Genomic DNA, 26419 nt, shown 5'->3' with positions numbered 1-26419 from the left:
GCAGCCGAACTCGGCGTGGGCATTCCGCTGGTGCTGACGCTGCGCGGGCACGGCAGCATCGCGCTGCCGCTCGACCGGATTTTTCCTGCGTCCGGGGACGCTTTCCGCTGATCGATCTGGCGAACACGCAGAGCAACCCGCTCGCAACCACGCGCGCATGGCTCGGGGCCATCGTGTTCAGGTACTACCTCGGTGAGCGCGACGATCGCTTTCGTCCGTTCGCGGGCATCGGCGTCAGCTATACGCGCTTCACGAACACGAACCTGAATCCAGTGTTCCAGCACAAGCTCGCGTCGCTCGGCGGGCTGCTCGCGGCGGGCGCGGACATCGACGGCCTGCAGTCGCTGCTGCTCGATCCGGCGCTGTTCGAGCGAATCCGGGATGCCGGGGCGACCTGCCGCCGTCGGGGCGGACCAACGTATTGGCGAAGGTGAAGAGCATGCGTGCGCCGGTGTTCGCCATTGGCGCGAGCTACCAGATCACGCGCCGGTTCTGTATCACCGGGATGGTTAGCGACATCCCGATGCGTACGAAGATTACGCTCGGCATCAGCCAGCCGAACCGGACGTTCGCATCGAATACGCTCGACATTTCGGCGAACCCGGTGCCGGCCAGGCGTTTTTCATCAAATTGACGCGCGACACTGAGATAATGGCCGAGTTAGGCTGCGTCAATGATGGAAGGAGGCCCCATGGGCGATAACGATACCCGCACCGAGACCGACAACCTCACCGATATGGAATCGATGGAGACGCGTCAGCGCCGCTTCGAGGAAGACCTCGTCGATGCTTACGACGAAGAGCTCGAGATGGAGCTCGACGACCGCCGCTTCGACAACGGCGAGGACCTGCTGTTCTCGCTGGAGCGTCGCGAGGCGCGCAAGGAGTATTTCCGCGAGCTGTTCCGGCTGCAGGGCGAACTCGTGAAGCTGCAGGACTGGGTCATGACCACCGGGCACCGGCTCATCGTCATTTTCGAAGGGCGCGATGCGGCGGGCAAGGGCGGCGTGATCAAGCGCATCACGCAGCGGCTGAACCCGCGCGTCTGCCGGGTCGCCGCGTTGCCCGCGCCGAACAACCGCGAGCGCACGCAATGGTACTTCCAGCGCTACGTCGCGCATCTGCCGGCCGGCGGCGAGATCGTGCTGTTCGACCGCAGCTGGTACAACCGGGCGGGCGTCGAGCGCGTGATGAATTTCTGTACCGACGACGAGTACGAGGAGTTTTTCCGTTCGGTGCCCGAGTTCGAGAAGATGCTCGTGCGCAGCGGGATCCAGATCGTCAAGTACTGGTTCTCGATCACGGATCACGAGCAGGAGGTGCGCTTCCAGGCCCGGATCCAGGATCCGCTGAAGCAGTGGAAGCTGAGCCCGATGGACCTCGAAAGCCGCCGCCGCTGGGAGGCCTATACGGCCGCGAAGGAAGAGATGCTGCAGCGCACGCATATTCCCGAGGCGCCGTGGTGGGTCGTGCAGGCGGTCGACAAGAAGCGCGCGCGGCTGAACTGCATCCACCACCTGCTGGGCCAGGTGCCGTATCACGACGTGCCGCGCCCGACGATCGATCTGCCGCAGCGCGAGCATCACGAGGATTACATCCGCCGGCCGGTGCCGGACAACATGATCGTGCCGGATATTTACTGAGCGGCCGGGCGGGTTGGGGCGGCGCCGAGGGGCGAGCCGCGCAAGGCGGCGCGCGTTACTCCCGGATCAGGAAGGCGGCCCGGTCGCGCCCGGCAATCCATGCGGGTGCGCGGCCGCGCCCGCTCCACGTTGCGCCCGTCACCGGGTCGCGATACTTCACGCCGACGGTGAACAGCTTCGCACGGTCGCTGTAACCGTGACCGAAGATTTCACGTGCGGTCAGTGCGTAGCTCGTGACGAGTTTGCGCACCTGCTCCAGCACCACATTGCGTTCGCGGCACCGTGCCGCCTTGATGCGCTGATCGAGTTCTGCAAGCTGGGCTTGCAGTTTTTGGATTTGCTGCATGCGTCCGTTATCCCGTGGCTGATTTGATTATTGGCGACGCGTGGTGAGCTGCATGGCAGCACGCCCGGCCATGGCGTACTGCGTTGGCCGGAGGCGCATCTCATGCTGCGTGCTCCGACCTGCCGACAAGGCATTTGCGGAGCGTGTCGCCGGGAACCCGGTGAGATTAAGATTCGGCGCGCCGTTTTTCTATCGGACGTATCTGAATTTTCGGCTGAATTTGCATGAGGCCGTGATGGCGAGGCGGGAGGAGGCGCGTCGGTTCGTTACAGCTCCGGAAACCCCGACCGCCCCTGCGTCAGGTCGAACAGCTCGGTTCTCGCATCGGCCTCGGCGGTCTCCGGCAGCTTGATCACGAGCTTCACCGTCATCCCGTACGCGCTGTCCACCAGTTCATACCCGGCCTGTTCGATCCAGCGGCGCACACGCGCTTCCTCGGGATAGCCGATCTCGATCGCGAGCCGCGTCTGGCGGATGCGTTCGACGCGCTCGGCATCGAGCAGCGCCGATGCGATCGCATCGGTGTACGCACGCACCAGCCCGCCCGCGCCGAGCTTCACGCCGCCGTAGTAGCGCACGACCGCGCCGAGCACGCCGTCGAGATCGTGATGGCGAAGCACTTCGAGGATCGGCCGGCCCGCGGTGCCCGACGGCTCGCCGTCATCCGACATGCCCGACTGGCCACCCGCCAGCAACGCCCAGCAAACGTGGGTGGCGGTCGGATGCTCGTTGCGCAGGCGCTGCAGCACCTGCATCGCGGCGTCGCGGTCGTCGACGGGAATCGCGTGCGCGATGAAGCGGCTCTTGCGGATCTCGAGTTCGGTCGTGCGGGAAGCGGATAGGGTGTAAGTCACGTTGATCGTCTTGGGCAAGCATGATCGATGCAATCGCTTGCCCGTATTCCGGGTGTTGTCTGGATCGGCCGCGGCGGATGCGCGGCGCGTGTCGAAGCATACCGCGTGCGAGGCGGGACGGCGGCGAAACGTCCGGTGAACGCCTTTTTATTTGGCAGCCGGCGTACATGCCGATCCGTCGATGCCGCGTTCGACGTCACCGCATCTCGACCGACGACCGCAGCGTCGCGCCCAGCGTGCGCAGCGCCTGCCGGGCCCGCGCTTCGGTCAGGTTCGAGTAAAGCACGACATCGCGCGTCGGCAACGGCGGCAGGCCGTATCGCGCGCCCACGTCGACCGTACCGGCGGGCGCCACGCGATGCCCGAGCGCCGCGACGGCCAGCCCCGCGGACACCGCCGCGCCGATCGTCGCGATGCCGCCGCCGACAAAGACTTCCGTCCACGCGATACCGGCTTCGTCCAGCGCACCGACCGCCATGCGGCGCACGCTGCAGGGCTCGGCCTGCGTCGCGAGCCGCAGCGGTTGCGGCGGATGGTACTCGAAATCGGCCGCGGCCATCCAGCCGAACGATTCCGACAGGATGGTTTCGCCGTCCAGCCGCCGGCTGTCGTGTTGCAGCGCGACGGCCGCGTCGAGCTGGCCGGGGTCGAACGCATCGAGCACGTCGCGCGATGCGGCGACGCGGATCTCCAGCACGAGCCCCGGCTCGGCCTCGCTCATGCGCTGAAGCAGCATCGGAAGATCGGCTCCGACGACATGGTGGCTGACGCCGATCACGAGCCGCCGTTAGCCAGTGCCGAACGCGTTGATCGCACCTTGGTGCGCGGCCACCAGTTTGCGCGCCGGTTCCAGGAACGCGGTGCCGTCGGCCGACAGGCGGACCTGCCGCGGCGTGCGTTCCAGCAGGCGGTGGCCGAGACCCTTCTCGAGGCGCTTGATCTTCAGGCTCACCGTGGACTGCGTCGTGTCCATCGCCTTGGCGGCGCGCGTGAAGCTCTTGAGGTCGGTGGTCAGCACGAATGCCTGCACGGCTTCGATGTCGAGCGTTTTCATCGCGCTTATTCATTTCGAAATTGAATCATTGAAATATTCTGCCATCGTATTTTCAAATGATTCAAGGCCTTCTACGCTGCTCTCCAAGCCGTCCGGAATTCCCGCGTTTCTTTCGCCAGGAGTCGACCATGCTGACCGCGTACTACGTGCACCGCCTGCCGGCGGACTACGACCTCGACATCATCCGCAACCGCGTCCGCGAACGCGGCAGGCTTTGGGACGACACACCGGAACTGGTGTTCAAGGGATTCCTGCTGCGCGAGGCCGGCTGCTACGGCGCGACAGAAAACGGCTACGCGTCGCTTTACCTGTGGCGCAACGATCGTGCGTTCGCCGGGTTCGTGACGGATGGCCGCTATCGGGGCGTGACGGACAGCTTCGGGCGCGCATCGATCGACGTGCAGGTCGCGCTCGACGCGCGCAAGGGCAGCGCGTCGACGGGGCGTTTCGCTCGTCTGGAAGCGCTCGATATTCCGGCGGATGCCGATCTCGACGCGACGCTTGCACGGGAGATCGCGCGCAACCGCGAAGCGGCGGCGCGGCCGGGTGTCGTCGTGGCCGCGGTCGGCCTCGATCCGCTACGCTGGCGGCTGACGCGGATCCTCGTATCGGAACGCGAACCGGACGACGGCGGTGCGGGCACGGTGTACCAGGTCTTGCATCTGGCCAAACCGTTGCTCGACACGCTGGAAGGGAGCGGCGCGTGATGGCCGGCGTTGTGTGGCGATCGCGGGCCCGGCCGGCGGCCCGCAGCCGATCGCCCGGCGGGGCGGGCGATGCGCCATCGATGCGATTGCCCTCCGGCCTCGCGGTCGCGGCTCATCTGGCGGGCGTGGCGGCGGGGATAGCTGCCATCACCGTGCTGACGACATTGCTGGCGCTGATGGCCCGATAAAGATCAGCGGGCGGGAAAGCCCGGGGGCGTCCAAGAACAAGTGAACAAGACGAGACGCGATGCAGTCCTCGCGCCGTCGCATGACCGGAAGCGCCGCACGCGATACGCGCGGCGCTTCCGGCTGCTTCACATCGCCGCTCAGTTGCCCTGCAGCCGGATATCGCGCGACGACGCGCCGACATACACCGTCCCGCCCGGCACGACGCGCCAGCCGTTGCGCGACGTATCCCACACGCTCTGCATCCGCGGCGACACCGTGACGCGAACATGCCGCGCCTCGCCCGGATTCAGCCGGATCTTCTCCCAGCCGACCAGCCGCTTCGGCGGCTCGTCCTTGTACGGCACGCCGAGATAGACCTGCGGCGTTTCCGCACCGGCGACGCGCCCGTCGTTGCGCACGGTGAACGCGACGCTCAGCGAGCCGTCCCATTGCCGCGACACCGACAGCCCCGAATACGCGAAGTGCGTATACGACAGCCCGTAGCCGAATTCGAACATCGGCTTGATGTTGCGCGCGTCATACCAGCGATAGCCCATGTTCAGCTTCTCCGCGTAGACGGGATCGTTGTCGAACGCGCCGTTTTGCCCCCACGTCGGCGAATCCTGGTCGCGCGCCGGGAACGTGACGGGCAGCTTGCCGGACGGATTGACGGCGCCGAACAGCACGTTCGCGATCGCCTTGCCGCCGGCTTCGCCCGGATACCACGCCTCGACGATCGCGGACACCCGGTCCTTCCACGGCATCAGCACCGGATTGCCGCTCTGGACGACGACGATCGTATGCGGATTCGCGCGCGCGACGGCTTCGACGAGCGCGTCCTGGTTCGACGGGTTCGCGAGGCTCAGGCTTTGCAGTTCGCCGAAATCCTCGCCCGACGGCTGCGCGACCACGACGATCGCGACGTCCGAACGGCCCGCGAGCGCGGCGGCCTGGTCGATCTCCTGCTGCGTGTACGCGCGGAACGGCGACTGCTGGTCGCTGTTGCCCGCGTACGTGACCTGCGCGGCCGGCGCGAGCGCGCGGATCGCCGCGACGATCGGCACGTCGACCTTCAGCCACGGATTGCGCCACCAGCTGCACCCCGTCGACGACCCGAACGTCAGGCCGCCGCAGCCCGCGAACGAACCCGTCACCGGATCGCGCGTGTTGCCCGAGCCGCCGCCCGACAGCACGGCCGCATCGGCATGGCCGCCGATCACGGCGATATGCGACAGAGCGGACGCGGCAAGCGGCAACTGGTTTCCGTCGTTCTTCAGCAGTACGATCGACTGCTCGGAGGCGGCTTGCGCGAACCGGTTCGCGGCCGCGAAATCGATCGTGCCGCCGCCCTTGGCCGGATCGTCCATCACGCCGACGCGGATCATCACGGTGAGCTTGCGGCGCACCATGTCGTCAAGGCGCGCGGTCGATACCGAGCCGTTCGCGATCGCCTGCTTGACGGCCGCCGGCGTCAGGTACACGCTCGGCCCGACGTCTTCTTCCTCGTCGAGCCCGGCGTTGATCGCGGCGGCGGTGCTGTGCGTCGCGCCCCAGTCGGACTGCACCTGGCCCTGGAAGCCCCATTCGTTCTTCAGCACGTCGTTCAGCAGGTGATTGTTCTCGCACGCATACGTGCCGTTCAGGCGGTTGTAGCTGCACATCACGCTGCCGGGCCGCCCGCGCTTCGCGGCGATCTCGAACGGCAGTAGGTAGAGCTCGCGCAGCGTGCGCTCGTCGATCTGCGTGTTGCCGCCCATCCGGCCGTGCTCCTGTTCGTTGCCGGCGTAGTGCTTGATGGTCGCGATGACTTTCTGCCGCTGCGTCGCGAGCGTGCGTTCGGCGAGCAGGTCGCCGGCGAGCAGCGGATCCTCGCCGAGATACTCGAACAGGCGGCCGCCGCGTGGTTCGCGCGCGAGATTGGTGCCGCCGGCGAGGCCCATGCCGAACCCTTGCGCGCGCAACTGGATCGCGACCTGCTTGCCGAAGTCGTACGACAGGCGGCGATCCCAGCTCGCGGCGACGGCGATCGTCGCGGGAAACGTCGTGCTGGCCTGCGACGTGCTGCCGGAACCGGTCGCCGAGTCGACCATGTTGAGATCGGGAATGCCGAGCCGCGGCACGCCCTGGATGTAGCCGGCGCCGCCGCCCGGCACCTTCGACATTTCGTATTGCGAATGAATGAATTGAATTTTTTCGTCGAGCGTCATCTTGCGCACGAGCAGGTCGGCGCGCCGTTGCGCGGCGGCCGACGCAAATGCGTCGGCGGCGTCGCCCTGCGAGTTGAAATCGGCGTTGCCCGCGTAGGCGGTGGTGCAGAGGGTCGCTGCCAGCACGACGGCCGGCCAGAGTTTGTCCCGCATGTTGCTCTCCATGATCGTATTGCTCGTTGTTCGGATGATGTCTGGAGCTGCGCACGCCCGGTGGATTCGCACCGGACGCATTCGGCTGGCGATGCAGGGTGGTTGCGCGTCGGCATGCCAGGCCAGGCGGGGAATCGTTACGGCCGGTTGGGCTCGACCGGTCAACGCGGACGGCGACGCGCAGGCCGTCCGACGCTGCCGAATCGGATGTAGCGACTCTCAGCAGCGACTAATGGTATGAATGTAGTTCGACTACAGCATCGGTGTTTCTACCGATACGTACGATCTTTATTCGGTACGGTCGCGCGATGCGACGAAAAGACGGTCATCGTTCCCGATTGCGGCTGTGCAGCAGGGTAAGAAGTGCCTGCGTATGGGCGTTTGCGCAGGGAGTGTGGCGAAGCAGCAGGTGCGGTTCGTTGCGTGCGCATCGAATCGACGGAGCCTGCCGTCATCCGGCGGTACGGGATCCTGGATCGCGTGCGGTGCGCGGATCGGACGACTTGCGGGCGCGGGTGAGCGGATTGGCGATGTAGCGGATCGCGCGGTCGCTGAGCGTCGACGATGGCAGCAGGCATGCGAGCGACAGCCCGGCGACGGCCAGTTTCTTGAACGGGCGCCAGAACGGATTGCGCAGCACCGTATGCCAGTAACGGCCCGAATCGGACAGGAACCAGCGCCAGCGGCGCGCGAGCGGCGCACGGTACAGCGTGCTCGCGAAGCGGGCCTTTTCGATCGAGAAATCGAACGGTTCGCTCGGCAGCGCTTCGTGAAGCCGCGAGCGGGCAATCGTGCGCAGCGTCGACCATCGGCGTTCAGCCTTCGACGCCCCCGTGGCTGCGTCTTCCGCATTGGCGAACGCGAGATCGGCGGTATCGCGGTTCGCGTCGCCGGCGGCGTGTGCGGCCGGTTGGTGAACGCGATAACCGCCGAGCGGCGCGTCGATCATGTGGACGGCGCCGAGCAGCGCGATTCCGTAGATCGCATAAAAATCGGCACCGTGCAGGTTGTCGGCCGTGACGGGCACCGGGAAGATGCGCCGGAGCGCGTCGCTCAGGTACGCGTTGCCCGACGCGGGCGGCGACGGATACAGCCAGCCCGCGCGCAGCAGGCGCCCGCAATCCGTGTCGACGCCCGACTGCGGGACGGTGACGCCGGTTGCGGCGCCTTCGCGCGTGATCACGTCGAGCCGGAAATGCACCTTCACGAAGTCGCCGGCCGCGAACGCGGCCAGCACGCGGGCGGCGGCGTCGGGATAGAGCAGGTCGTCCGCATCGAGCAGGATCACGTATCGGGTCGCGACATGCTCGAGCGCGCGGTTGTACGCGGCGACCTGGCCGCGATTCTCCTGGAAGACCGCCGCGATGCGCTCGCCGTACGAGCGGATGATGTCGCGGGAATCGTCGGTCGATCCGTCGTCGATCACCAGCACGCGGATGCCGTCCGCGGTCTGTGCGAGCGCGGAGTCGATCGCGGCACGCAGATAGGCGCCGTGGTTGTAGTTGCAGATTGCAATGGTCAGGTCTGCCATGAGCAGCTCCCCGGTGAAGCGGGTTCGAGTCTTCCGGCGCGGGCGGCCCGCGCCGCGCCGTCATGCGGCCGCATGCTAGCGGCGCGCAACGGAGCTGCCGAGCAGCGGAATGCCGGCGCGATAGACCACGGCCGCGAGCGCGGCGGCAACCGCTGCCTCCGCGAGCAGCACGGCGGCGGCGGCGCCCAGTTCGGCGAAATACTTCGCGAGCACCGGCAGCAGCACGATGTTCAGGATACCGGACGACATCAGGATGCGCGTGAAGGCCGTCTTCATGCCGAGCGGCAGCATGGTCTGCACGCCGAACAGGTCGGTCATGCCGGCCATGAACGGGATGAACGCCATCCAGCGCAGCACGTGAACCGTCGGTTCGTACGACGGGCCGTACAGGATGCGCACCGCCAGCGGCGCACCGAAGAAAATCACCAGCGAGATGCCGAGCACCATCACGACCTGCACGACGAACAGCTTGCGCAGGAACGAGAACGCGTCGTTGCGCGCATGCCGCATCAGGTAGCTGATGCGCGGATAGGTGGCGGCCTTCAGCGGCTGGAGCATGCTGAGCGCCGCGCGGATCAGCTTGTCGCCGGCGGCGAAGTAGCCGGCCGCGACGTTGCCCGACACGAAGCCGAGCAGCACGGTGTTGGTCGATGCGTAGAACGCGATCGACGTGGATGCGAGAAACACCTGCCAGCCGCCTTTCAGCGATTCGGCAATGTCGGCAACGCCGACGCGCACGAAGTCGATTTCTCGATGGAGATACAGGTAGACGGCCAGCGCGATCGCCGACAGCAGCGGCACGGCGGCGTTGACGATCATCGCGCGATCGATGTCCGCGGGGCTGTGCACGACGGCGAACATCGCGGGAAGGCTCAGCACGCGGCCGACGAACAGGATCAGGCTGAGCGCGCGCAGCTTTTCCATGCCCTGGAAATACCAGCCGGGCGTGAATGCCACGCCGGCGACCATGCCGAACCCGATCAGCAGCAGGTCGCGATCCTCGCCGAAGCGCCCGATCACGAGCGTCAGCACCACCAGCACGACGAAGCAGACGGCCGCTATCCCGATCTGCGCGTACAGCGTCGCCCAGAAGATGCGCGAGCGTTCGGCGCGGTCGTCGCGGGCGAGCGCGATGCGCGGTGTCGCGGTCAGGTCGAAGCTGTAGCTCGTGCAGTTGGTGAGATACGCGATGACCGCGAGCGAGAACGCGAGCTGGCCATAGCCTTCCGGGCCCAGCGCGTGCGTCAGCAGCGGCGCGATCAGCAGCGGCACCGCATACATCGAAATCTGCAGCGTCAGCAGCAGCAGGAAATTCTTCTTGAGGTTTGACATTCGCTCGGTCGGCGCCGTTGGGTATCGCATGGCGGCGGGTTGCGTGCTGCCGTGCGGATGCGCGGCCGGTCGGCGCTGACCCGGCTGCGAGGATTCGCGACCCGTTCCGGCGAGGCCGGCACGGCTACGTCACATCGTATGGCGGCCATGATACGGGCCGCGCGGCGACGCATTGTTCGCGAGCCTACCGTTCGCGGATTCCATTCGCACGGGCGGAACGAATCGCGAAAGTGCGCGCCGTGTTGTATCGCCGCGGTGATGAATGCATTTGTAAGCTGGCGCACCGAAGGCCGATCGGGCCGAATGATCTAATCAGACGCACTGTTTCGTCCGCGGCGGATGTGATGCAGGCGAAGCCTGCAACCGGCAGCACGACCGGCCCGCGAGCGGATGAAGCCGGTGCAACGCGGCGAATGTCACGCATGCCGGCCGGCGCGCGCTTGCGCGAGGCCGGCTCGCGCGTGGGGCAGTGCGGCGCATGGAACATGGCGAGCGGGCCGCGCAGGGGCGCGGCGGAAGACCGCAGCCGGACTTCCTGCCGTCGCCGGCCCGTCGCGGGAATCGCGCAGCCGCGCAATCCGGTGGAGCCGCCGGCGCGCGTGCGCATGGAATAACAAATACCGATCCGAGGAGTACCGAGTGAAACCGATAACGTTCGGCAGCTGTGTGGGGTGGCTGCACGAAGGACAGACGGGACAGGGCGTGATCCTGTGCGAATCGCTGGGTCACGAGGCCGCGTGGACGCACAAGCTCATGCGGGCGATCGCGGAGCGTCTCGCCCGCGCGGGCGTCACGGTGTTGCGGTTCAACTATCCGTGCGCCGGCGATTCCGCGGGCGACGATCTCGACGCCGGACGGCATGCCGCCAGCATCGACAGCATTCATCGCGCGATCGACCTGTTGCGCGACGAAGCGGGCGTGACCGCGCTGACACTCGTCGGCCTCCGCGCGGGTGCGCTGTTCGCGATGCTGGCCGCCGCGGGCGCGGGCCGGCACGCGTCGCCGCGCTTCGATGCGATGGTGGCGCTGTCGCCGGTGGTGCGCGGCCGTGCATACCTGCGCGAGCTGTCGTTCGTGCATCGCCAGTGGCTCGATACGATGCCGCCCGCGATCCGCGTCGCGCACCGCGACGAATCGTGCATGAACGTGCTCGGGCATCGCTACCCGGCCGATTTCGTCGATGCGCTGAAGGCAATCGATCTGTGCGACGCGGTGCGCGACGCGCCGGCGCTGCCCGGTGCGATGCTGCTGATCCAGCCGGAGCAGGGCGACGGGCCTGCGTTGCGCGACGCGTTGCTGGCGCGCGGCGTGGACGTGACGTGCGATCCGTTCCGTGAATGGCCGACGACGATGCTGGACGGCACGCGCTCGCGCCTGCCGCACGCGGCGATCGACGCGCTGGTGAACTGGATCGTCGGGCGCGCACCGGATACGGCCGTCGTCGCCCGCGTTTCACCGCACACGGTCGGCACGTGGAGCGGCGAGTCGGCCGTCGCGCTCGACATGAGCGACATGACGGAGCAGGTCGTCGCGGTCGGCCCGGGCCGGCTGGTCGGCGTGCTGTGCCGTCCGGCGGGGACGCGGCCGGCAACGCCGGTCGGCCCGGCGCTCGTGATCGCGAACACGTCGACGAATCCGCGCAGCGGCGAGGGGCGCTTCGGCGTGCGCATCGCCCGCGCACTGGCGCGGGCCGGCGTGACGACGTTGCGGATCGACGTGACCGGCGTCGGCGACAGCGGGCCCGGTGCGCCGGACGACCAGTCGGGGGTCGTGTATTCGCCGCAGGCGATCGACGACGTCGCGGCGGCGGCGGACTGGCTGCGTGCGATCGGCCATCCGGACGTGATCGCGGCCGGCATCTGTTCCGGCGCGTACGCGGCGTTGCATGCGGCGGTGAAAACGGCGTCGCTCGGCGGCGTGATCGCGATCAATCTCGCGCGCTTCGTGTGGCCGGCCGGGCTCACGCTCGAAGCGGCGCAGAAGCAGCGGATCAACTCGGTGCGCGGCTACTGGCTGTCGGTGCGCGACTGGCGGCGCTGGAAGCGGCTCGTCGCCGAGCGGCGCGACCTGCGTCCGATCCTGCGCGCGGTGGCGGCGAACGGTATCGCGCGCATCAGCGTGCCGGTGAAGGCGGCGGCCGCGCGCGTCGGCTGGAAGCCGCGTGCCGGCACGCCGCGCGGCGTGATGCGCGAACTTGCGCAGCGCAACGTGTGGACGATGCTCGTGTACGGCGCGCTCGATCCCGGCATCGACGACGTCCGGCGCCACTTCGGCGCGGTCGAGTGCGCGTTTCGGCGCTCGCGCAACGTGCGGCTGCACCTGATGCCGCAGGTCGACCACGCGCTGTACGGCGCGGCGGGAACGGCCGCCGTGATCGATCTCTGCATGCGGGCGCTGGGCGGCGACCCGGGCTGGCCGGCCGCACGCGTCGCCGATCCGTCGGCACCCGACGCAGCCGGGCGGCCGTACGCGAACGTATCGGTCGAAAGTTCGTGACGCGCATCGCGTCGCGATGCGCGGATTACGGGGTGCGATCGCCGCTTCGTATGAAGATCGGCGTTCGGTGGGCTCGCTCACAGACGCGCCGGTCGCGGCGGTGTCCAATCGTGTATCGGTGCAGGCGCCGTCGCGCCCGTGCATGAGCGGCCGGATCGCATCAGTCCGGATCGCCCGGCTGCGCATAGGGCGACGTCGTGTACGGCGACGCGTACAGCGTGTCGCTGCGCCACAGGTCGTCGGCGGGCGCGCTGGCCGCTTTCGGGCGGCTCGGACGGCCCGGCACGAGCGGCCGCCGCAGCGTGCTGCGGGCGCGCGATGCCGGTTCCGCGGCGGTGCGAATGCCGGGAAGCGCCAGGTCCGGCACCGCGGCATCGGATGCCGCGGTTGCGATGCCGGCAGTCGCGGTTTGCGCCGAACGCTGCAGCGGGGCCGGCGCGATCAGCGCCGACGATGCGAAGGCCGGCGCGTCGGCCGGGTCGGACCGCACGGATTGCGCATCGGCGGCGCACGCGAAACCGGCCGACAGGATGCAGACGAGCGATATAAGTGACGAAAGTGACGAAGAGCAGTTCATGACGAATCGTACGGAATGACGTGCGGTGACGAGGGAGGCGCGGCGCCGCATGGCGAGCCGCGCTGGCAAGCGTAATGCCGGAGCCCGCCGCGTTTGGCGGGTTACCGCACAGTTTCGGAAGGACACCATGTCAACGACGACGCAAAAGGAATCGACGGCCGGCAGGCTGCTGTCACGCACGCGCTGGCTGTCGCGCGTGGCGCTGGCGGCCGCCGTGTGCGCGCTGAGCGCGTGCGCGCTGGCGCCGGGCATGACGTATCGCGCGCCTGCCGAACGCGACGCGAATGCGCGTGTGGGTGCCGATGCATCGGGTTCGGGCGGCCTCGACGGCGTTCAGAACGTAGCGGGCGAGGATCTGATCGAGATCACGCCGGCGTTCGTCGAGCAGCAGCATGCGGCACGGTCGGCCAGCGTCGACGCGGAAATCCGCCAGTTGTTCGGCACGCCGAAGCCATACGTGATCGGCCCCGGCGACGTGCTGAGCATCGTCGTGTGGGATCACCCGGAACTGAACCTGCCGACGACCCAGACCACGGGCGGCGGCGACAGCGTCGGCGCCAGCTCGGTCGCGACCGGTTATACGGTGGACGCGAGCGGCAGCGTGCAGTTCGCCTATGCGGGCCTCGTGCACGTGGCAGGGCTGACCGAGGCGCAGGCGCGCGCGGTGCTGACGAAGCGGCTCGGCGAATACGTGCGCAAGCCGCAGATCGCGGTGCGCGTCCAGGCATACCGCAGCAAGCGCGTCTATCTCGACGGCGAAGTGCGCACGCCGGGGCTGCAGATCGTCAACGACATGCCGATGACGCTGCCCGAGGCGATCGACCGCGCGGGAGGCTTCACCGCGACGGCCGACCGCTCCCAGGTGTCGGTGACGCGCGGCGACAAGACCGTGATGGTGAGCCTGCCGGCCATGCTGGCCGCGGGCATCAACCCGACCAGCATCCTGTTGCACGACGGCGATCTCGTGCGCGTGCGCGCGGCGAGCGACAGCAAGGTGTTCGTGCTCGGCGAAGTGTCGCGTCCGGCGACGCTGACACTGACCGACGGCCGGATGAGCCTCGGCGAAGCGCTCGGCGACACGGGCGGCGTCAGCCAGTACACGGCGGACGCGCGGCAGGTGTACGTGGTGCGGCGCGGGCCCGGCAACCGGCCGCAGGTCTTTCACCTCGACGGGAGTTCGCCGGCCTCGTTCGCGCTGGCCGACCGGTTCCCGCTCGAGCGTCGCGATGTCGTGTTCGTCGATGCGTCGTCGCTGGTGCGCTGGAGCCGTGTCGTCAACCTGCTGATTCCGTCGTCCGCGCAGGGTGCGCTGACGGCCAAGGCCATTTCACCGTGAACCTCGTGACCGATTTCGCGATCGCGATTCGTCGCGCCTACGGGACTGATCCTGCATGAACTCCCTGACCCTGCCTGACCCGCACGACGGGCCCGCGTTGCGGCCGTCCTATCCGTACCGCCGCTATTGGACCATGCTGGTCGGCGGCCGGCGGCTGATCCTGTGCACGGCGCTCGCGGGCGCGCTTGCCGGGGCCGTCTATGCGCTTTGCGCGCGTCCCGTCTACCGGACCGACATTCTGTTCCAGGTCGAGCAGAGTCCGACCGAGTCGAAGCCGAACTCGCCGCCGGGCGATCCGTCGTCGGTGTTCGACCTGAAGACCGATGCATCGACCGAGATCGAGGTGCTGAAATCGCGCGCGGTGATGGCGCGGGCGGTCGACGATACCAATCTGGCCGTCGACGCGCGGCCGCATTACCTGCCGATCGTCGGCTGGCGGTTCGTGAACGCGGCCGACGGGCTGTCGTCGCCGCTGCCGGGCGGTTACGTGTACGGCACGGAGCGCATCGACGTACCGACCTTCGACGTGCCGAAGCGTTTCCTCGGCAAGCGTTTCGCGCTGACCGTCGGCAACGACGGCGCCTATATGCTGCAGCGCACGGGCTTGCTCGGCAGGACGGGCCAGGTATGGCAGGGCAGGGTCGGCCAGCCGCTGCACGTCGAGACGCCGCAGGGGCCGCTCGACGTGTTCGTGCGCGGCGTCGCGGGCGAGCCCGGCGCGCGCTTCGACCTGACGCGCTACGCTGACGAAGAGGCGACGGCGTGGCTGCAGAAGAACGCGCTGATCTCGGAGCGCGGCAAGCAGTCGAACATGATCGGCGTGACGCTCGACGGTACCGATCCCGTGCACGACAGCCGCGTGCTGAACGCGGTCGGCGACGCGTATCTGGCGCAGAACACGCAGCGCAAGTCCGCGGCGGCCGACAAGCTGATCCGTTTCATGGACGCGCAGTTGCCGCAACTGAAGGCGCAGCTCGAACAGGCGGAAAGCCGCTTCAACGCATTCCGCGCGTCGCACGGCACCGTCAACACGAGCGACGAAGGGCTGGCGCTGCGGCAGCAGTCGGTCGACATCGAGACGCGCGTGCAGACGCTGCAGCAGCGCCGCGAAGAGCTGCTGACCCGGTTCATGCCGAAGCATCCGGCTGTCGTCGCGGTCGACGCGCAGCTCGCCGACGCACAGCATTCGCTCGACACGGTGCGCAAGCAGATCCAGCAGCTGCCGACCGTCGAGCAGGGCGTGCTGCAGCTGCAGCGCGACGTGGCGGTCGATACCGCGCTCTACACGAACCTGCTCAACACGCGCCAGCAGATGATCCTCGCGCGGGCCAGCAAGACCGGCACCGTGCGGATCGTCGATGCCGCGAAGGTCGCCGAGACGCCCACCGGGCCGCATCGCGGGATGGCCGTGATCGCGTCGCTGATCCTCGGCCTGCTGGCCGGCGCCGCGGTCGTGATCGTGCGGCAGCGTGTCGCCGGCACGGTCGGCGACGTCGAGGAAATCGAATGGTCGACAGGCCTGCCGGTGTTCGCGGCGGTGCCGCACAGCCCGGTGTCCGAGCCAGCCGTGCCGCCGTCGAAGGCAGCGCGGCGGCGCGGCGCGCGCACGCCGGAGCCGCCGGGCGCCCCGGAGGGCGCGGCGCTCGAAAGCCTGCGCAATTTCCGCACGGCGCTGCAATTGTCGATGCCCGACGCGCCGAACCGCGTCGTGCTGATCTCGGGGCCGACGACGGGCGTCGGCAAGTCGTTCGTCGCCGCGAATCTCGCGGCGCTGATGGGCGCCGCGAAGCGGCGCGTGCTGCTGATCGACGCGGACCTTCGCAAGGGCTCGCTGCACGAGCGGTTTCGCTACAGCCGCGCGCCGGGCCTGGCGGATGTGGTCGCCGGCACGCACGCGCTCGACCAGGCGATCAAGCGCGATGCGACGCCCGGCCTCGATTTCATGCCGATGGGCAACGTCGTGCCCGATCCGGGCGAACTGCTGCTGCAACCCGCGCTCGCCGAGCTGATCGAGCGCGTCGCGTCGCGCTACGACATGGTCGTGATCGACGCGCCGCCGCTGCTGCCGGTGGCCGACGCGCTGGTGCTCGGGCGCCTGGCCGGGACCGTGTTCCTCGTCGCGCGCAGCGGCGTGACGACGCTGACCGAGCTCGACGAAAGTGCGCGACGGCTCGAGCACGCGCATATCGACGTACGCGGCGTGATCCTGAACGACTTCAAGGGCAGCCCGGGACGGTACGACTACGGTTACACGGATGCGAACACCCATCAGGCCGCGTCCGGCTACGCTGGCGTGATGGCGGCGCGGCCGCCAGCGCGCTGAGCGGCGAACGCGTGACGCCGGCGGGTTCGCGCGGTGCGCGCACGGGTAGCGATGGAACGGACATCATGAACAAACGAGTGGGGGCCGGCGTGCGCGTGCGGCAGCGACAGCCGGCGACGGTGCGCCGGGCGGCGCGCGCCGCCCGGGCTGCCGGTTACGCCGGTTACTGGTGGGAGGATCCGGCGCGGCTCGTGCTGATCTTCATCCTGCCGCTGTACGCGATGCTGTCGATCGGCCTGCTCGGCGATCAGAAGTCGATCGCACGCATCTATTTCGACGGCTACGCCGCGTTCGCGGGCGGCCTGTTCCTGCTGGTGTTGACCGCGTCCGCGTGGTTCGCGGCGACCGACGCGCAGTTCCGGCGCGTGCCGGACGACGGGCCGGTCGAGCTGTCGCCGCGCGTGCTCGATTTCGTGTTCGCGCTCGCGCTGTTCGGCTATCTCGTGATGATGAGCGGCATCCTCGCGCATCCGGCCGTGCTGTTGTCGTTCCTGTCCGGCACGGCGAACACGTTCGAGCTGATCGAGCTGAAAGGGCGCGTCACCGGCCTGAGCACCTTCACGCAGGCGACGGCGCCGTTCGTCGCGCTGTATTTCTACGTGTTCCGGACGCCGGTCAAGGGGTTCAACCGCTACAAGGCGTACCTGGCCGTGCTCACCGTGCTGACACTGCTGCGCAGCTTCATCTTTGCGGAGCGGCTCGCGATCATCGAGGTGGTGTTGCCGTTCGCGCTGATGGTCGTGCGGTTCCGGTTCGGCCGCAAGCGTTCGCGGCTCCTGGCGCTCGGGCCGTATGCGGCGATTCCGCTGCTGCTCGGCCTGTTCATCGTGAACGAATACAACCGTTCGTGGGAAACCTACTACATCAACATCTACGACAACATCTTCGATTTCGCGCTCGAACGCCTGGGCCTGTATTACTCGACGTCGCTGAACAACGGCGCCGGGATCCTCAACGTGCTCGGCTGGGGCAGCGGGCATCCGATGTTCACGTTCGACTGGCTGCTGCGCTTCCCGGTGATCGGCGCAACGCTGCAGCCGTGGCTCGATTCGGGCGACAGTCTCGACCTGTTCCTGAACAGCTACGCCGACCCCGAGTTCAACAATCCGTCGGGCATCTTCGTCCACTTCTACGAATGGGGCTGGTTCGGGTTGCTGAACGCGGCGTTTGCCGGCTGGGTGTTCGGTCGCGGCTACGCGGGCTGGCGGAGCGGGAACGGCTTCTGGTGCTGCGCGCACGCGGTGCTTTATGTGTCGCTGATGGAAATCCTGCGGATTCCGAACCTGTTCAGCGGTCGCAACTTCGTACCGGTCGTGCTGTTGATCGTCGTGTTCCGGTGGTTCGCGAAGCGCCCGCAACGGGCGTCGCCAGCAGCCGCGCGCGTCGCCGCGATCCGGTATGCGCGCGATATCGGCTAACTGTCGCCCAGCCCACAGTCTTTCGCCGCCGGCATGCATAGAGTGGAACGTCTCATGACCACTCGCAACGCGTGCGGGCCCTGACGGGGCCGCCGCATCGACCGCTCACATGACTACGACCGCACGCGAAACCAGCCTCGACGTCGCCCGTGGCGCGGGGATCATGCTTGTCGTCTACGGACACGTGTTGCGCGGAGCCGCCTCGTCGGGCCTCGTGCCGGCGGGCCTGCCCGATACCGCGTTCGAATGGATCGACTACGTGATCTACACGTTCCACATGCCGCTGTTCTTCTTCCTGTCCGGGCTGCACGTCTGCGGCTCGTTGCGCAGCGCGCCGCACCGGTTCATCGGGGCGAAGGTGCGGACGATCGTCTATCCATACCTGATGTGGTCGGTCCTGCAAGGCGGCGTGCAGATCGCGATGGCGTCGCACGGCACCAATCATCCGTTTACGCTCGCCGACCTGCTGGCGATCGGCTGGCGGCCGTTTGCGCAGTTCTGGTTCCTGTATGCGCTGATGCTTTGCATGATCGGCGTCTGGCTGCTTGCGCGGCGGGTGCCTGCGCTTGCGCAGGTGCCGATTCCGCCGCGCATCCGCGGCGCGCTCATTGCAAGCGCGGTGCTCGGGCTGGCCATCGGCGCGGCGACGCAATGGGGCATCCTGTCGACGACGCTGATGAACTGGCCGTTCTTCGTGGCCGGCGTCGTTGCATCGCGCGCGTTGCCGGGCTGGCTCGAACGCCACAGCGATCCCGCCGCATGCGCGGTGACGGCGGCGGTCTTCGTCGCGGCGGTCGTTTTGGCGCACGGCCTGGGCGGTGCAACGAGCATCTGGGCCGTGCCCGCCGCGTTCGCCGGCATCGCGCTGATGCTGCAATTTGCGTACCGGTATGCGTCGTCCCCCGCGCGGGCCGGGTGGCTGGTGGCGGTCGGGTGGGCGTCGATGCCGATCTACCTGATGCATATCGTGGTGATGGGCGGCGTGCGCATCGTGCTGATGCGCGCGGGCGTCAGCAGTCTCGCGACGCACCTCGTGCTCGGCACGCTCGCCGGCCTGGCGGTTCCGATGACGGTCTACCTGATCGCGCTGCGCACGGGGACTGCTCGGCTGGCCGGATTTCCGTCGTGGCCGGGGCGCGTGTCGTGCGCCCGCAGGCCGCATGACACGCGTGGAAGCGGCCGGCATGCGTAGACGCCGATGCCTTTCCCGTCTGTGCTGCGCGATGCTCGGCGTATGGGCGATGGGTAGTCCCGCGCTGGCGGTGCACGCCGCGGCGCAGGGCGCGATCCACGCGACGGTGCCGGATGCGCATGTCGACCCCGCACCCGACGGCGCGGACCAGGCCGACGCGCTGCAACGCGCGCTGGACGCGCTGCATCCCGGCCAGCGGCTCGTGTTCGCGCCGGGGCGCTACATCGTCGGCCGTTCGCTCGTCGTTCGGCAAGCGCAGGTCGTGCTGTCGGGTTACGGCGCGACGCTGATCGCGACCGTGCCGGACGACCAGACGATCGAGATGCGCGGCGACGGCACGACGATCGTCGGATTCAGGCTCGCAGGAACCGGCTCGACGCGGATGGAAACGCCGAAATCGACCAAGATCGAAGTGACCGGGCGCGGCGTGCAGGTGCTCGACAACGCGATCGACGGCGGTGGCGGCGGCATTTTCGTGTTCGGCGGAGCGGATGTCGCGATCGTCGGCAACGAGGTGCTGGCGACGCTGGCGGACGGCATCCACATCACGCACGGCGCGCGCAACGTGCTCGTGCAGGGCAACGTCGTGCGCGGCACCGGCGACGACATGATTGCCGTGGTGAGTTATCAGGGCGACGGCGTGCTCAGCCGCAACGTGCTGATTACCGGCAACTCGCTCGAGGGCAATGCGTGGGGGCGCGGCATCACGGTGGTCGGCGGCGCGGACGTGACGATCGCGAACAACATCGTGCGCAACGTGCAGGTGAGCGCGGGCATTCTGGTCGCGCAGGAGGACAGCTTCCGGACCTACGGCGCGTCCGGCGTGCTGGTCGAGAACAACGAGATCTCGGATATCCAGACCGCGACCGCGCGCACCGATCCGCGCCCGCTGACGCAGCAGGCCGCGATCGACGTCAGTACGTGGTCGGGCTCGGTGACGCGCGTGGTCGTGGTCGGCAACCGCGTGTCGCGCGCGCGGTTCGCCGGCATTCGCGTATGGGGAAACGTGTCGCAATACCGGATCGCGGATAACCGGTTGTCCGCGATCGGCGGGATGCCGGTGCAGGTGGGCGGTGGCGGAGGCGGCTGCGCCGCGGGCCACCCGAATGCAGGAGCGGGGCAGTGCGGGGCGGCGGTCGTACAGCCGCTCGCGACCGGCGTGACGGTGGGCGCGGACACGTCGCAGTTGCCGCGCGTGCGCGAATCGCTGAGGCAGGCACGCTGGTCGCAGCGCGGCATCGATTGACGACACGATGCGCGCGCCGGCGGGCGCGGCCCGCGCTTAACGCGCTTACCGCACGATATCTCCTTCCACAACCTGCTCATGCGGTTCCCGCGAAGCGAGCGGCACCGCACGCGTTTCCGGCAGCGCGTCGACGACGGCGCGTCCGTACTGGTCGTCGAAGCGCACGATATCGTCTTCGCCGAGATAGTTGCCGGATTGCACCTCGATGATCTCGAGCGGAATCCGGCCGGGATTCTCGAGGCGATGCACCTCGCCGACGGCGATGTACGTCGATTCGTTCTCGCTGAGCAGGAACGTCTCGGTGCCGCGCGTCACCTTCGCGGTGCCGCGCACGACGATCCAGTGCTCCGCACGGTGGTAGTGCATCTGCAGCGACAGCCGCTTGCCGGGCTCGACGACGATCCGCTTCACCTGGAACCGTTCGCCGAGATCGATCGAATCGTAGTGCCCCCACGGACGCTGCACCTTGCGGTGCTCGCTCGCCTGCGGACGCCGGTCGCTCTTCAGGCGCGCGACGATGTTCTTCACGCGCTGCACGTCGTGCTTGTTCGCGACGAGCACCGCATCGGGCGTTTCGATCACGACGACGTCCTTCATCCCGACGCATGCGATGAGCCGCCCCTCCGAACGCACGAAGCTGTCCTGCGTGTCCTCGAACACGATCGGGCCGCGCGCGACGTTGCCGTGATCGTCCTTCGGCATGATTTCCCAGATCGCATCCCAGGTGCCGACGTCCGACCAGCCGGCCGCGAGCGGCACCACGATCCCTTCGATGTCGAGCTCGCTGCTTTCGGCAAGGCGCTCCATGACCGCGTAGTCGATCGAGTCGGACGGGCAGGCGTCGAACGCCGCCGCGTCGATCCGGAAGAACGGATCCTCGGCGACGCCCGCGCGCCACGCCGCTTCGCAGGCTGCATGGATCGCGGGCGCCAGTGCGCGGATCGCCTTCAGCCAGACCGACGCGCGCGTGACGAAAATCCCGCTGTTCCACCAGTAGTCGCCCGACTGCAGGTAGCGTTCGGCGAGCGTCGCGTCGGGTTTCTCGACGAAGCGCCCGATCGAATAGCCGCCTTGTCCGCCGTGGCGGCCGGTGCGCGGCTCGCCGACCTGGATATAGCCGTAGCCCGTTTCCGCACGGCGCGGCAGCACGCCGAGCGTGACGATCGCGCCTTCCTGCGCGTAACGCGCCGCGCGCGCGATGGTGTCCTGGAATGCGCCGACATCGGCGATCACGTGATCGGCCGGCATCACCGCGAGCACGGGATCGTCCGCGAGCGCGCTCGCGTCGAGCGCGGCGAGCGTGAGCGCCGGTGCCGTGTTGCGTGCGGCCGGCTCGAGCAGGATGCGCGCCGGCGCCGCACGGTCGGCCACTTGCGCGGCACTCATGATGCGATGCTGTTCGCCGCACACCAGCAGCAGCGTGTCGCCGAGCGACGCGTTCGCGATGCCGTTCAGGCGGCGCGCCGTCGCCGACAGCGGCGATTCGTTCGAGGTCAGCTCGATCAGCTGTTTCGGAAACTGCTCGCGCGACAGCGGCCAGAGGCGCGTGCCCGAGCCGCCGGCAAGGATGACCGGCAGGATGCGCGGCAGGTCGGGTTCGGGAACCGGGCGAAGGGTGCGGGTCATCGATTGGCTCCGGTATCGGCGGGCAGCCGGTTGTGCGCGCGGCCGTCGGCGAGCACGTCTTCGTTTCGGGGCCGGGGCGTCGAAACGGCCCGGGACAGCAGTTGACGCAGCGCACCGGCGGCGCGATCGGCCGGCCGGATCATGCCGACGAACGGTGCGCCCTGTTCGAGATACGGGCCGTACGCCTTGCGGAATCCGAAGCGTTTGTAGAACGCCTGGCGCGGCGCGGGAACGTGCGTGCGGAGCGCCGCGTCCGGCCATGCGGCCAGCGCGGCGGTCAGCGCGCGTTCGATCAGGCGTTCGAGCGTATCGCCGTCGCGACACGCCTCGCTGGTCAGTACCTTGTCGATCACGACATCCGGATCGATGTCGTCGCCGGGCAGGATGCGCGCGTAGGCCGCGACTTCCGCCGTGTCGCCGTTGCGCACGCTTGCATACACGTGCAGTGCGCCGGCGTCCTTGCCGTCGATGTCGAGATGCGTGTGTGCGTCCTCGACCACCAGCACGGCGTTGCGCGCGCGCAGGATTGCATAGAGATCGACGGCGCTCAGATGTTCGAATTCACAACAATGCCATTCCATGATGCGGTCCTCGCGTGAAGCCTTCTGCACGCTGTACCGCACGGACGCGTTCGTTCCGTGCGGTGCGGCAATGGTCATGATGCGGATGCCGCGCGCGCCGGTCTGTTCGAAAGCGCACTCACGCTGCGGTTTCGCGCGGCCGGCATGCTGCACGGCAATGCGCGCGCCGACAGCGGCGCAATGTGCGGTAGCACACATCGGCCGTGCCGAGGCTTTCCGATAATTGGCACGTCACGGCGGCCGCACTGCGCGGTCTGCCGACATCGAACGTGAATGAAGAACCAGGGGCAGTACTTGAAGATTGCGATCGTTCACGACTGGCTGGTCGTGCCTGGCGGCGCCGAACGCGTGCTGGCCCACATGATCGACTGCTTTCCGCAGGCCGATATCTACAGCCTCGTCGATTTCCTCGAGGATCGGGACTGCCTGCGCGGCCGCGCGGTGCGCACGTCCTTCATCCAGAAGCTGCCGTTCGCGCGCAAGCGCTACCGCGGCTATCTGCCGTTGTTTCCGCTTGCGATCGAACAGTTCGACCTGTCGGAATACGACATCGTGCTGTCGAGCTCGTATGCGGTCGCGAAGGGCGTGCTGAGCGGCCCGGACCAGTTCCACGCCAGCTACGTGCATTCGCCGGTGCGCTATGCGTGGGATCTGCAGCACCAGTACCTGAACGAGGCGGGGCTCGCGCGCGGGCCGAAATCGGCAATCGCGCGGGCGCTGCTGCATTACATCCGCAACTGGGATGCGCGCTCGGCGAACGGCGTCGACCGCGTGGCCGCGAATTCGCACTTCATCGCGCGCCGCATCCGCAAGACCTACCGGCGCGAGGCGACGGTGATCTATCCGCCGGTCGACGTCGACCATCTGTCGCTGCGCACGGACAAGGACGCGTTCTACCTGACCGCGTCGCGGCTCGTGCCGTACAAGCGGATCGACCTGATCGTCGACGCGTTTTCGCGTACGCCGGAGCGCCGTCTCGTCGTGATCGGCGACGGGCCTGAAATGGCGAAGATCCGCGCGCTTGCCGGGCCGAACGTCACGCTGCTCGGCTACCAGCCGTTCGACGTGCTGCACGACCACCTGCAGCGCGCACGCGCGTTCGTGTTCGCGGCGGAAGAGGATTTCGGCATTTCGCCGGTCGAGGCGCAGGCGTGCGGCACGCCCGTGATCGCTTACGGGAAGGGCGGTGTGCGCGAGTCGGTGCGCGCGTGGCCGTGCGCCGGTGCAACGGGCCTGTTCTACCGCGCGCAGACGGTCGACGCGCTGGTCGACGCGCTGGCCCGCTTCGAAGCATTGCCGCGCGGTTCGTTCGATCCGCACGCGTGCCGCGCAAATGCAGAATGCTTCGGTTCGGCGCGTTTCCGCGGCGAGCTCACGCGCTTCGTGATGGATGGTTATGCTGCATTGCAGGAGGAGATGGCCGGCACCGCCGGTTTCACGCCGGGCGACGACGTTTCGGCCCGTGGCAGCCTGCACGATCGGCAGGCCCGGCAACGCGAGGCGGCACTGCGGACCTGACCGGCGGCGCCGGCGTTTGGTTACGACGCTGTAACGGACGACTCGGGCGCGTGCGTTCGCCGTGCGGTGCCGGCGGGGCATGCGCGCCGCGATTATCGACTCGCCGAGCGGGACGTCCGGATTTATTCCGGGATTTCGGAGAAAATCGCGGGCAATGGACGTAGCGATCTTGCCGAAAAGTGGGATTTGCCACTGATTGACGGGAATAGTCATAGATAATCAAATTTCAGTGGTCAAAGGTGTGTTGTGCGGGCCGACCGGTGGCGTAATGGGCTGAATCATGTTTATCTTTTGGTAACACGGCCATCTCGAAACGGGGTGTAGATTCACGAACGGATGAAATGCGGCGGTCATTCCGGGAGCGGGTTGGCGGTCATCCGGTTCGGCATCGGGCGCGACTGTCGTGTATGACGCGACGCACCTGCGGACGGATTTGCCGTTTGCCGACGTGCCCCGCCAGACGGCGCGTCGCATCAAAGCCGGAACGTCGTGGCTCCCGCGGCCGCGCGTTCTCTTCGAGTTCGATGACAACGAGGCCGGATGACATCCGGCTCGACCTCCGGGGCTCTCGCCGTGTGCAGTTTCGATCTTCGCCAAAGCTGCGGAAACGCAGCGCGGACAGGCGGCCATGCGCCGCCGGCCGCAGCGCACGCGAACGGTTCGCGGAGTGGAGAAAGTGATGGTTCGTTATGAATATGCCAATAACGCGCGATAAGAGCGCCGGCGGGGGAAGCGGTAACGGGCAGCGTCCGCTGATTTACTGGACGCAGTCGCCGTCCGTCATGCTGCGAAAGGAACTGGCCCGACGCGACTGGAAGGTGTCGATCGTCGAGCATGCGAACGAGCTGCGCAACACGCCCGGCGAAATCACCTGCGGCATTCTCGACCTGAGCGGCGGTCATGCCGATGCGATCGGCAGCATCGCGTCGACCTGTGCATCGATGCGCGACGTCGTGTGGGTCGCGCTCGTCGACGTCGGCCAGACCGCTTCCCCGAACGTGCGCGCGCTGTTGCGCGACTATTGCTTCGACTACGTCACGTTGCCCGCGTCGCACCAGCGGATCGCCGATACGGTCGGCCATGCTTACGGCATGGAGTGCCTGTTCGCGCGCGACCGCGAACAGCTCGAATCGGACGAGAAAGGCATCGTCGGCACCTGCAGCGCGATGCTGCGGCTGTTCGACACGGTGCGGCGCTTCGCGCGCACCGACGCACCGGTGTTCGTGTTCGGCGAAACGGGGACCGGCAAGGAGCTGACGGCCGTCGCGATCCATCGTCATTCGGAGCGGCGCAACGGCCCGTTCGTCGCGGTCAACTGCGGCGCGATTCCGCCGCATCTGCTGCAATCGGAACTGTTCGGTTATGAACGCGGCGCGTTTACCGGCGCGAACGCGCGCAAGATCGGCTATGTCGAGGCCGCGAACGGCGGCACGCTGCTGCTCGACGAGATCGGCGACCTGCCGCACGAGAGCCAGGCGAGCCTGCTGCGTTTTCTGCAGGAGCGCTCGATCCATCGCCTCGGCGGCAGCGATCCGGTGCCGGTCGATGTCAGGATCGTATCGGCGACGCACGTCGACCTGCGCGGCGCGATGGAGGAAGGGCGTTTTCGCGCGGACCTGTTCCACCGCCTGTGCGTGATGCGCATCGACCAGCCGCCGCTGCGCGCGCGCGGCAAGGACATCGAATTGCTCGCGCACCACATGCTCGAACGCTTCCGCGGCGATGCGCGTCATCGCGTGCGCGGCTTCTCGACGGACGCGATCACCGCACTCTACAAGCACGACTGGCCCGGCAATGTCCGCGAACTGATCAACCGCGTGCGCCGCGCGGTCGTGATGACCGAAGGGCGCCTGATCACAGCGCGGGATCTCGAGCTCGAATACTGTCTCGATGCGGCGTCGCCGTCCGTGGCCGACATCCGCAAGTCGATCGAGCGCGAGGCGATCGAAACCGCGTTGCTGCGCACGCGCGGGCGCGTCGCGGCTTCGGCGCGCGAGCTTGGCGTGTCGCGCGCGACGCTGTATCGCTGGATGGAAGCGTACGGGATCGAGCGGCCGCGCGGCACGGGTTCGTCCGACTGACGTTCGAAACGGGACGCTCGCGGTGCATCGA

Annotated in this window: 20 protein-coding genes and 1 pseudogene; 12 read left to right on the top strand and 9 right to left on the bottom strand. The window is 67.9% G+C overall.

Features of this window, described 5'->3' with window-relative positions; translation table 11 throughout:
- Positions 1-173 precede the first annotated feature (173 nt).
- Genes ACM6JT_RS10620 through ppk2 form a run of 3 tightly spaced genes read left to right on the top strand, consistent with a single transcriptional unit; the run spans position 174 to position 1642 of the window.
- Positions 174-434, top strand: a complete 261-nt coding sequence (locus ACM6JT_RS10620) for a hypothetical protein (protein ID WP_414856443.1) — start codon at positions 174-176, stop codon at positions 432-434.
- Positions 422-634 (top strand): hypothetical protein, encoded by a 213-nt coding sequence (locus ACM6JT_RS10615; protein ID WP_414856442.1) that lies wholly within the window; start codon positions 422-424, stop codon positions 632-634. The genes ACM6JT_RS10620 and ACM6JT_RS10615 overlap by 13 nt, the downstream gene beginning before the upstream one ends.
- 57 nt (positions 635-691) lie before the next feature.
- Entirely contained in the window at positions 692-1642 is a 951-nt protein-coding gene (ppk2, locus tag ACM6JT_RS10610) for a polyphosphate kinase 2 (RefSeq protein WP_034179734.1), read from the top strand.
- A gap of 55 nt (positions 1643-1697) precedes the next feature.
- On the opposite strand, the gene ACM6JT_RS10605 is transcribed toward ppk2, so the two are convergent.
- The 3 genes and pseudogenes from ACM6JT_RS10605 to ACM6JT_RS10595 form a co-directional block, all read right to left on the bottom strand.
- The gene (locus ACM6JT_RS10605) at positions 1698-1988 is read right to left on the bottom strand and encodes an H-NS family nucleoid-associated regulatory protein (RefSeq protein WP_131948709.1); all 291 of its coding nucleotides are present in this window, start codon (positions 1986-1988) and stop codon (positions 1698-1700) included.
- A gap of 266 nt (positions 1989-2254) precedes the next feature.
- Positions 2255-2842: an IMPACT family protein gene (locus ACM6JT_RS10600; RefSeq protein ID WP_407972383.1), complete on the bottom strand. Its 588-nt coding sequence runs from the start codon at positions 2840-2842 to the stop codon at positions 2255-2257.
- A gap of 196 nt (positions 2843-3038) precedes the next feature.
- A pseudogene (locus tag ACM6JT_RS10595) lies at positions 3039-3896 on the bottom strand (LysR family transcriptional regulator).
- 128 nt (positions 3897-4024) lie between these two features.
- Between ACM6JT_RS10595 and ACM6JT_RS10590 the strand changes: the two are divergent.
- Entirely contained in the window at positions 4025-4603 is a 579-nt protein-coding gene (locus tag ACM6JT_RS10590; RefSeq protein ID WP_407972382.1) for a DUF4865 family protein, read from the top strand.
- Positions 4604-4929: 326 nt separating this feature from the next.
- Here the strand turns inward: ACM6JT_RS10590 and ACM6JT_RS10585 are convergent, their stop codons facing one another.
- The 3 genes from ACM6JT_RS10585 to ACM6JT_RS10575 all read right to left on the bottom strand — a co-directional run bounded on the left by ACM6JT_RS10585 (position 4930) and on the right by ACM6JT_RS10575 (position 9994).
- Entirely contained in the window at positions 4930-7131 is a 2202-nt protein-coding gene (locus tag ACM6JT_RS10585) for a glycoside hydrolase family 3 C-terminal domain-containing protein (protein ID WP_414856441.1), read from the bottom strand.
- Positions 7132-7582: 451 nt separating this feature from the next.
- A complete protein-coding gene (locus ACM6JT_RS10580; RefSeq protein ID WP_414856440.1) occupies positions 7583-8662 on the bottom strand; it encodes a glycosyltransferase family 2 protein in 1080 nt (359 codons plus the stop codon).
- A 75-nt stretch (positions 8663-8737) separates the two neighbouring features.
- Positions 8738-9994 (bottom strand): oligosaccharide flippase family protein, encoded by a 1257-nt coding sequence (locus ACM6JT_RS10575; protein ID WP_034179711.1) that lies wholly within the window; start codon positions 9992-9994, stop codon positions 8738-8740.
- A gap of 639 nt (positions 9995-10633) precedes the next feature.
- On the opposite strand from ACM6JT_RS10575, the gene ACM6JT_RS10570 reads away from it, so the two are divergent.
- Positions 10634-12490 (top strand): serine aminopeptidase domain-containing protein, encoded by a 1857-nt coding sequence (locus ACM6JT_RS10570; protein WP_414856439.1) that lies wholly within the window; start codon positions 10634-10636, stop codon positions 12488-12490.
- A 160-nt stretch (positions 12491-12650) separates the two neighbouring features.
- On the opposite strand, the gene ACM6JT_RS10565 is transcribed toward ACM6JT_RS10570, so the two are convergent.
- Positions 12651-13067 (bottom strand): hypothetical protein, encoded by a 417-nt coding sequence (locus ACM6JT_RS10565; RefSeq protein ID WP_243566399.1) that lies wholly within the window; start codon positions 13065-13067, stop codon positions 12651-12653.
- A 127-nt stretch (positions 13068-13194) separates the two neighbouring features.
- On the opposite strand from ACM6JT_RS10565, the gene ACM6JT_RS10560 reads away from it, so the two are divergent.
- The 5 genes from ACM6JT_RS10560 to ACM6JT_RS10540 all read left to right on the top strand — a co-directional run bounded on the left by ACM6JT_RS10560 (position 13195) and on the right by ACM6JT_RS10540 (position 20582).
- Positions 13195-14403 carry a polysaccharide biosynthesis/export family protein gene (locus ACM6JT_RS10560; protein ID WP_131948323.1) on the top strand — a complete coding sequence of 403 codons (1209 nt, stop codon included), beginning with the start codon at positions 13195-13197 and terminating at the stop codon, positions 14401-14403.
- A gap of 55 nt (positions 14404-14458) precedes the next feature.
- Positions 14459-16726, top strand: coding sequence for a polysaccharide biosynthesis tyrosine autokinase (locus ACM6JT_RS10555; protein WP_414856438.1), 2268 nt, complete (start codon positions 14459-14461; stop codon positions 16724-16726).
- 65 nt (positions 16727-16791) lie between these two features.
- Positions 16792-18144, top strand: a complete 1353-nt coding sequence (locus ACM6JT_RS10550; RefSeq protein ID WP_414856437.1) for an oligosaccharide repeat unit polymerase — start codon at positions 16792-16794, stop codon at positions 18142-18144.
- Between the two features lie 109 nt (positions 18145-18253).
- A complete protein-coding gene (locus ACM6JT_RS10545; RefSeq protein WP_217586825.1) occupies positions 18254-19336 on the top strand; it encodes an acyltransferase family protein in 1083 nt (360 codons plus the stop codon).
- Positions 19329-20582 (top strand): right-handed parallel beta-helix repeat-containing protein, encoded by a 1254-nt coding sequence (locus ACM6JT_RS10540; RefSeq protein WP_414856436.1) that lies wholly within the window; start codon positions 19329-19331, stop codon positions 20580-20582. Before ACM6JT_RS10545 ends, ACM6JT_RS10540 begins: the two co-directional genes overlap by 8 nt.
- A gap of 45 nt (positions 20583-20627) precedes the next feature.
- Here ACM6JT_RS10540 and ACM6JT_RS10535 read toward each other — a convergent pair whose 3' ends face one another.
- Positions 20628-22208 (bottom strand): mannose-1-phosphate guanylyltransferase/mannose-6-phosphate isomerase, encoded by a 1581-nt coding sequence (locus ACM6JT_RS10535; RefSeq protein WP_414856435.1) that lies wholly within the window; start codon positions 22206-22208, stop codon positions 20628-20630.
- A complete protein-coding gene (locus tag ACM6JT_RS10530; RefSeq protein ID WP_414856434.1) occupies positions 22205-22867 on the bottom strand; it encodes a GNAT family N-acetyltransferase in 663 nt (220 codons plus the stop codon). The genes ACM6JT_RS10535 and ACM6JT_RS10530 overlap by 4 nt, the downstream gene beginning before the upstream one ends.
- Positions 22868-23083: 216 nt before the next feature.
- Between ACM6JT_RS10530 and ACM6JT_RS10525 the strand changes: the two genes are divergently transcribed.
- Together ACM6JT_RS10525 and ACM6JT_RS10520 are read left to right on the top strand one after the other, a co-directional pair.
- The gene (locus ACM6JT_RS10525; protein WP_081938393.1) at positions 23084-24307 is read left to right on the top strand and encodes a glycosyltransferase family 4 protein; all 1224 of its coding nucleotides are present in this window, start codon (positions 23084-23086) and stop codon (positions 24305-24307) included.
- A 689-nt stretch (positions 24308-24996) separates the two neighbouring features.
- A complete protein-coding gene (locus ACM6JT_RS10520) occupies positions 24997-26388 on the top strand; it encodes a sigma-54 dependent transcriptional regulator (protein ID WP_034179702.1) in 1392 nt (463 codons plus the stop codon).
- Positions 26389-26419: the final 31 nt, after the last annotated feature.

The organism is Burkholderia sp. IT-111MI5, from assembly GCF_949752865.1.
Classification (GTDB): domain Bacteria; phylum Pseudomonadota; class Gammaproteobacteria; order Burkholderiales; family Burkholderiaceae; genus Burkholderia; species Burkholderia pyrrocinia_C.
Note: the sequence above shows the minus strand (reverse complement) of the source record. Positions and strands in the feature narration are given on the sequence as shown.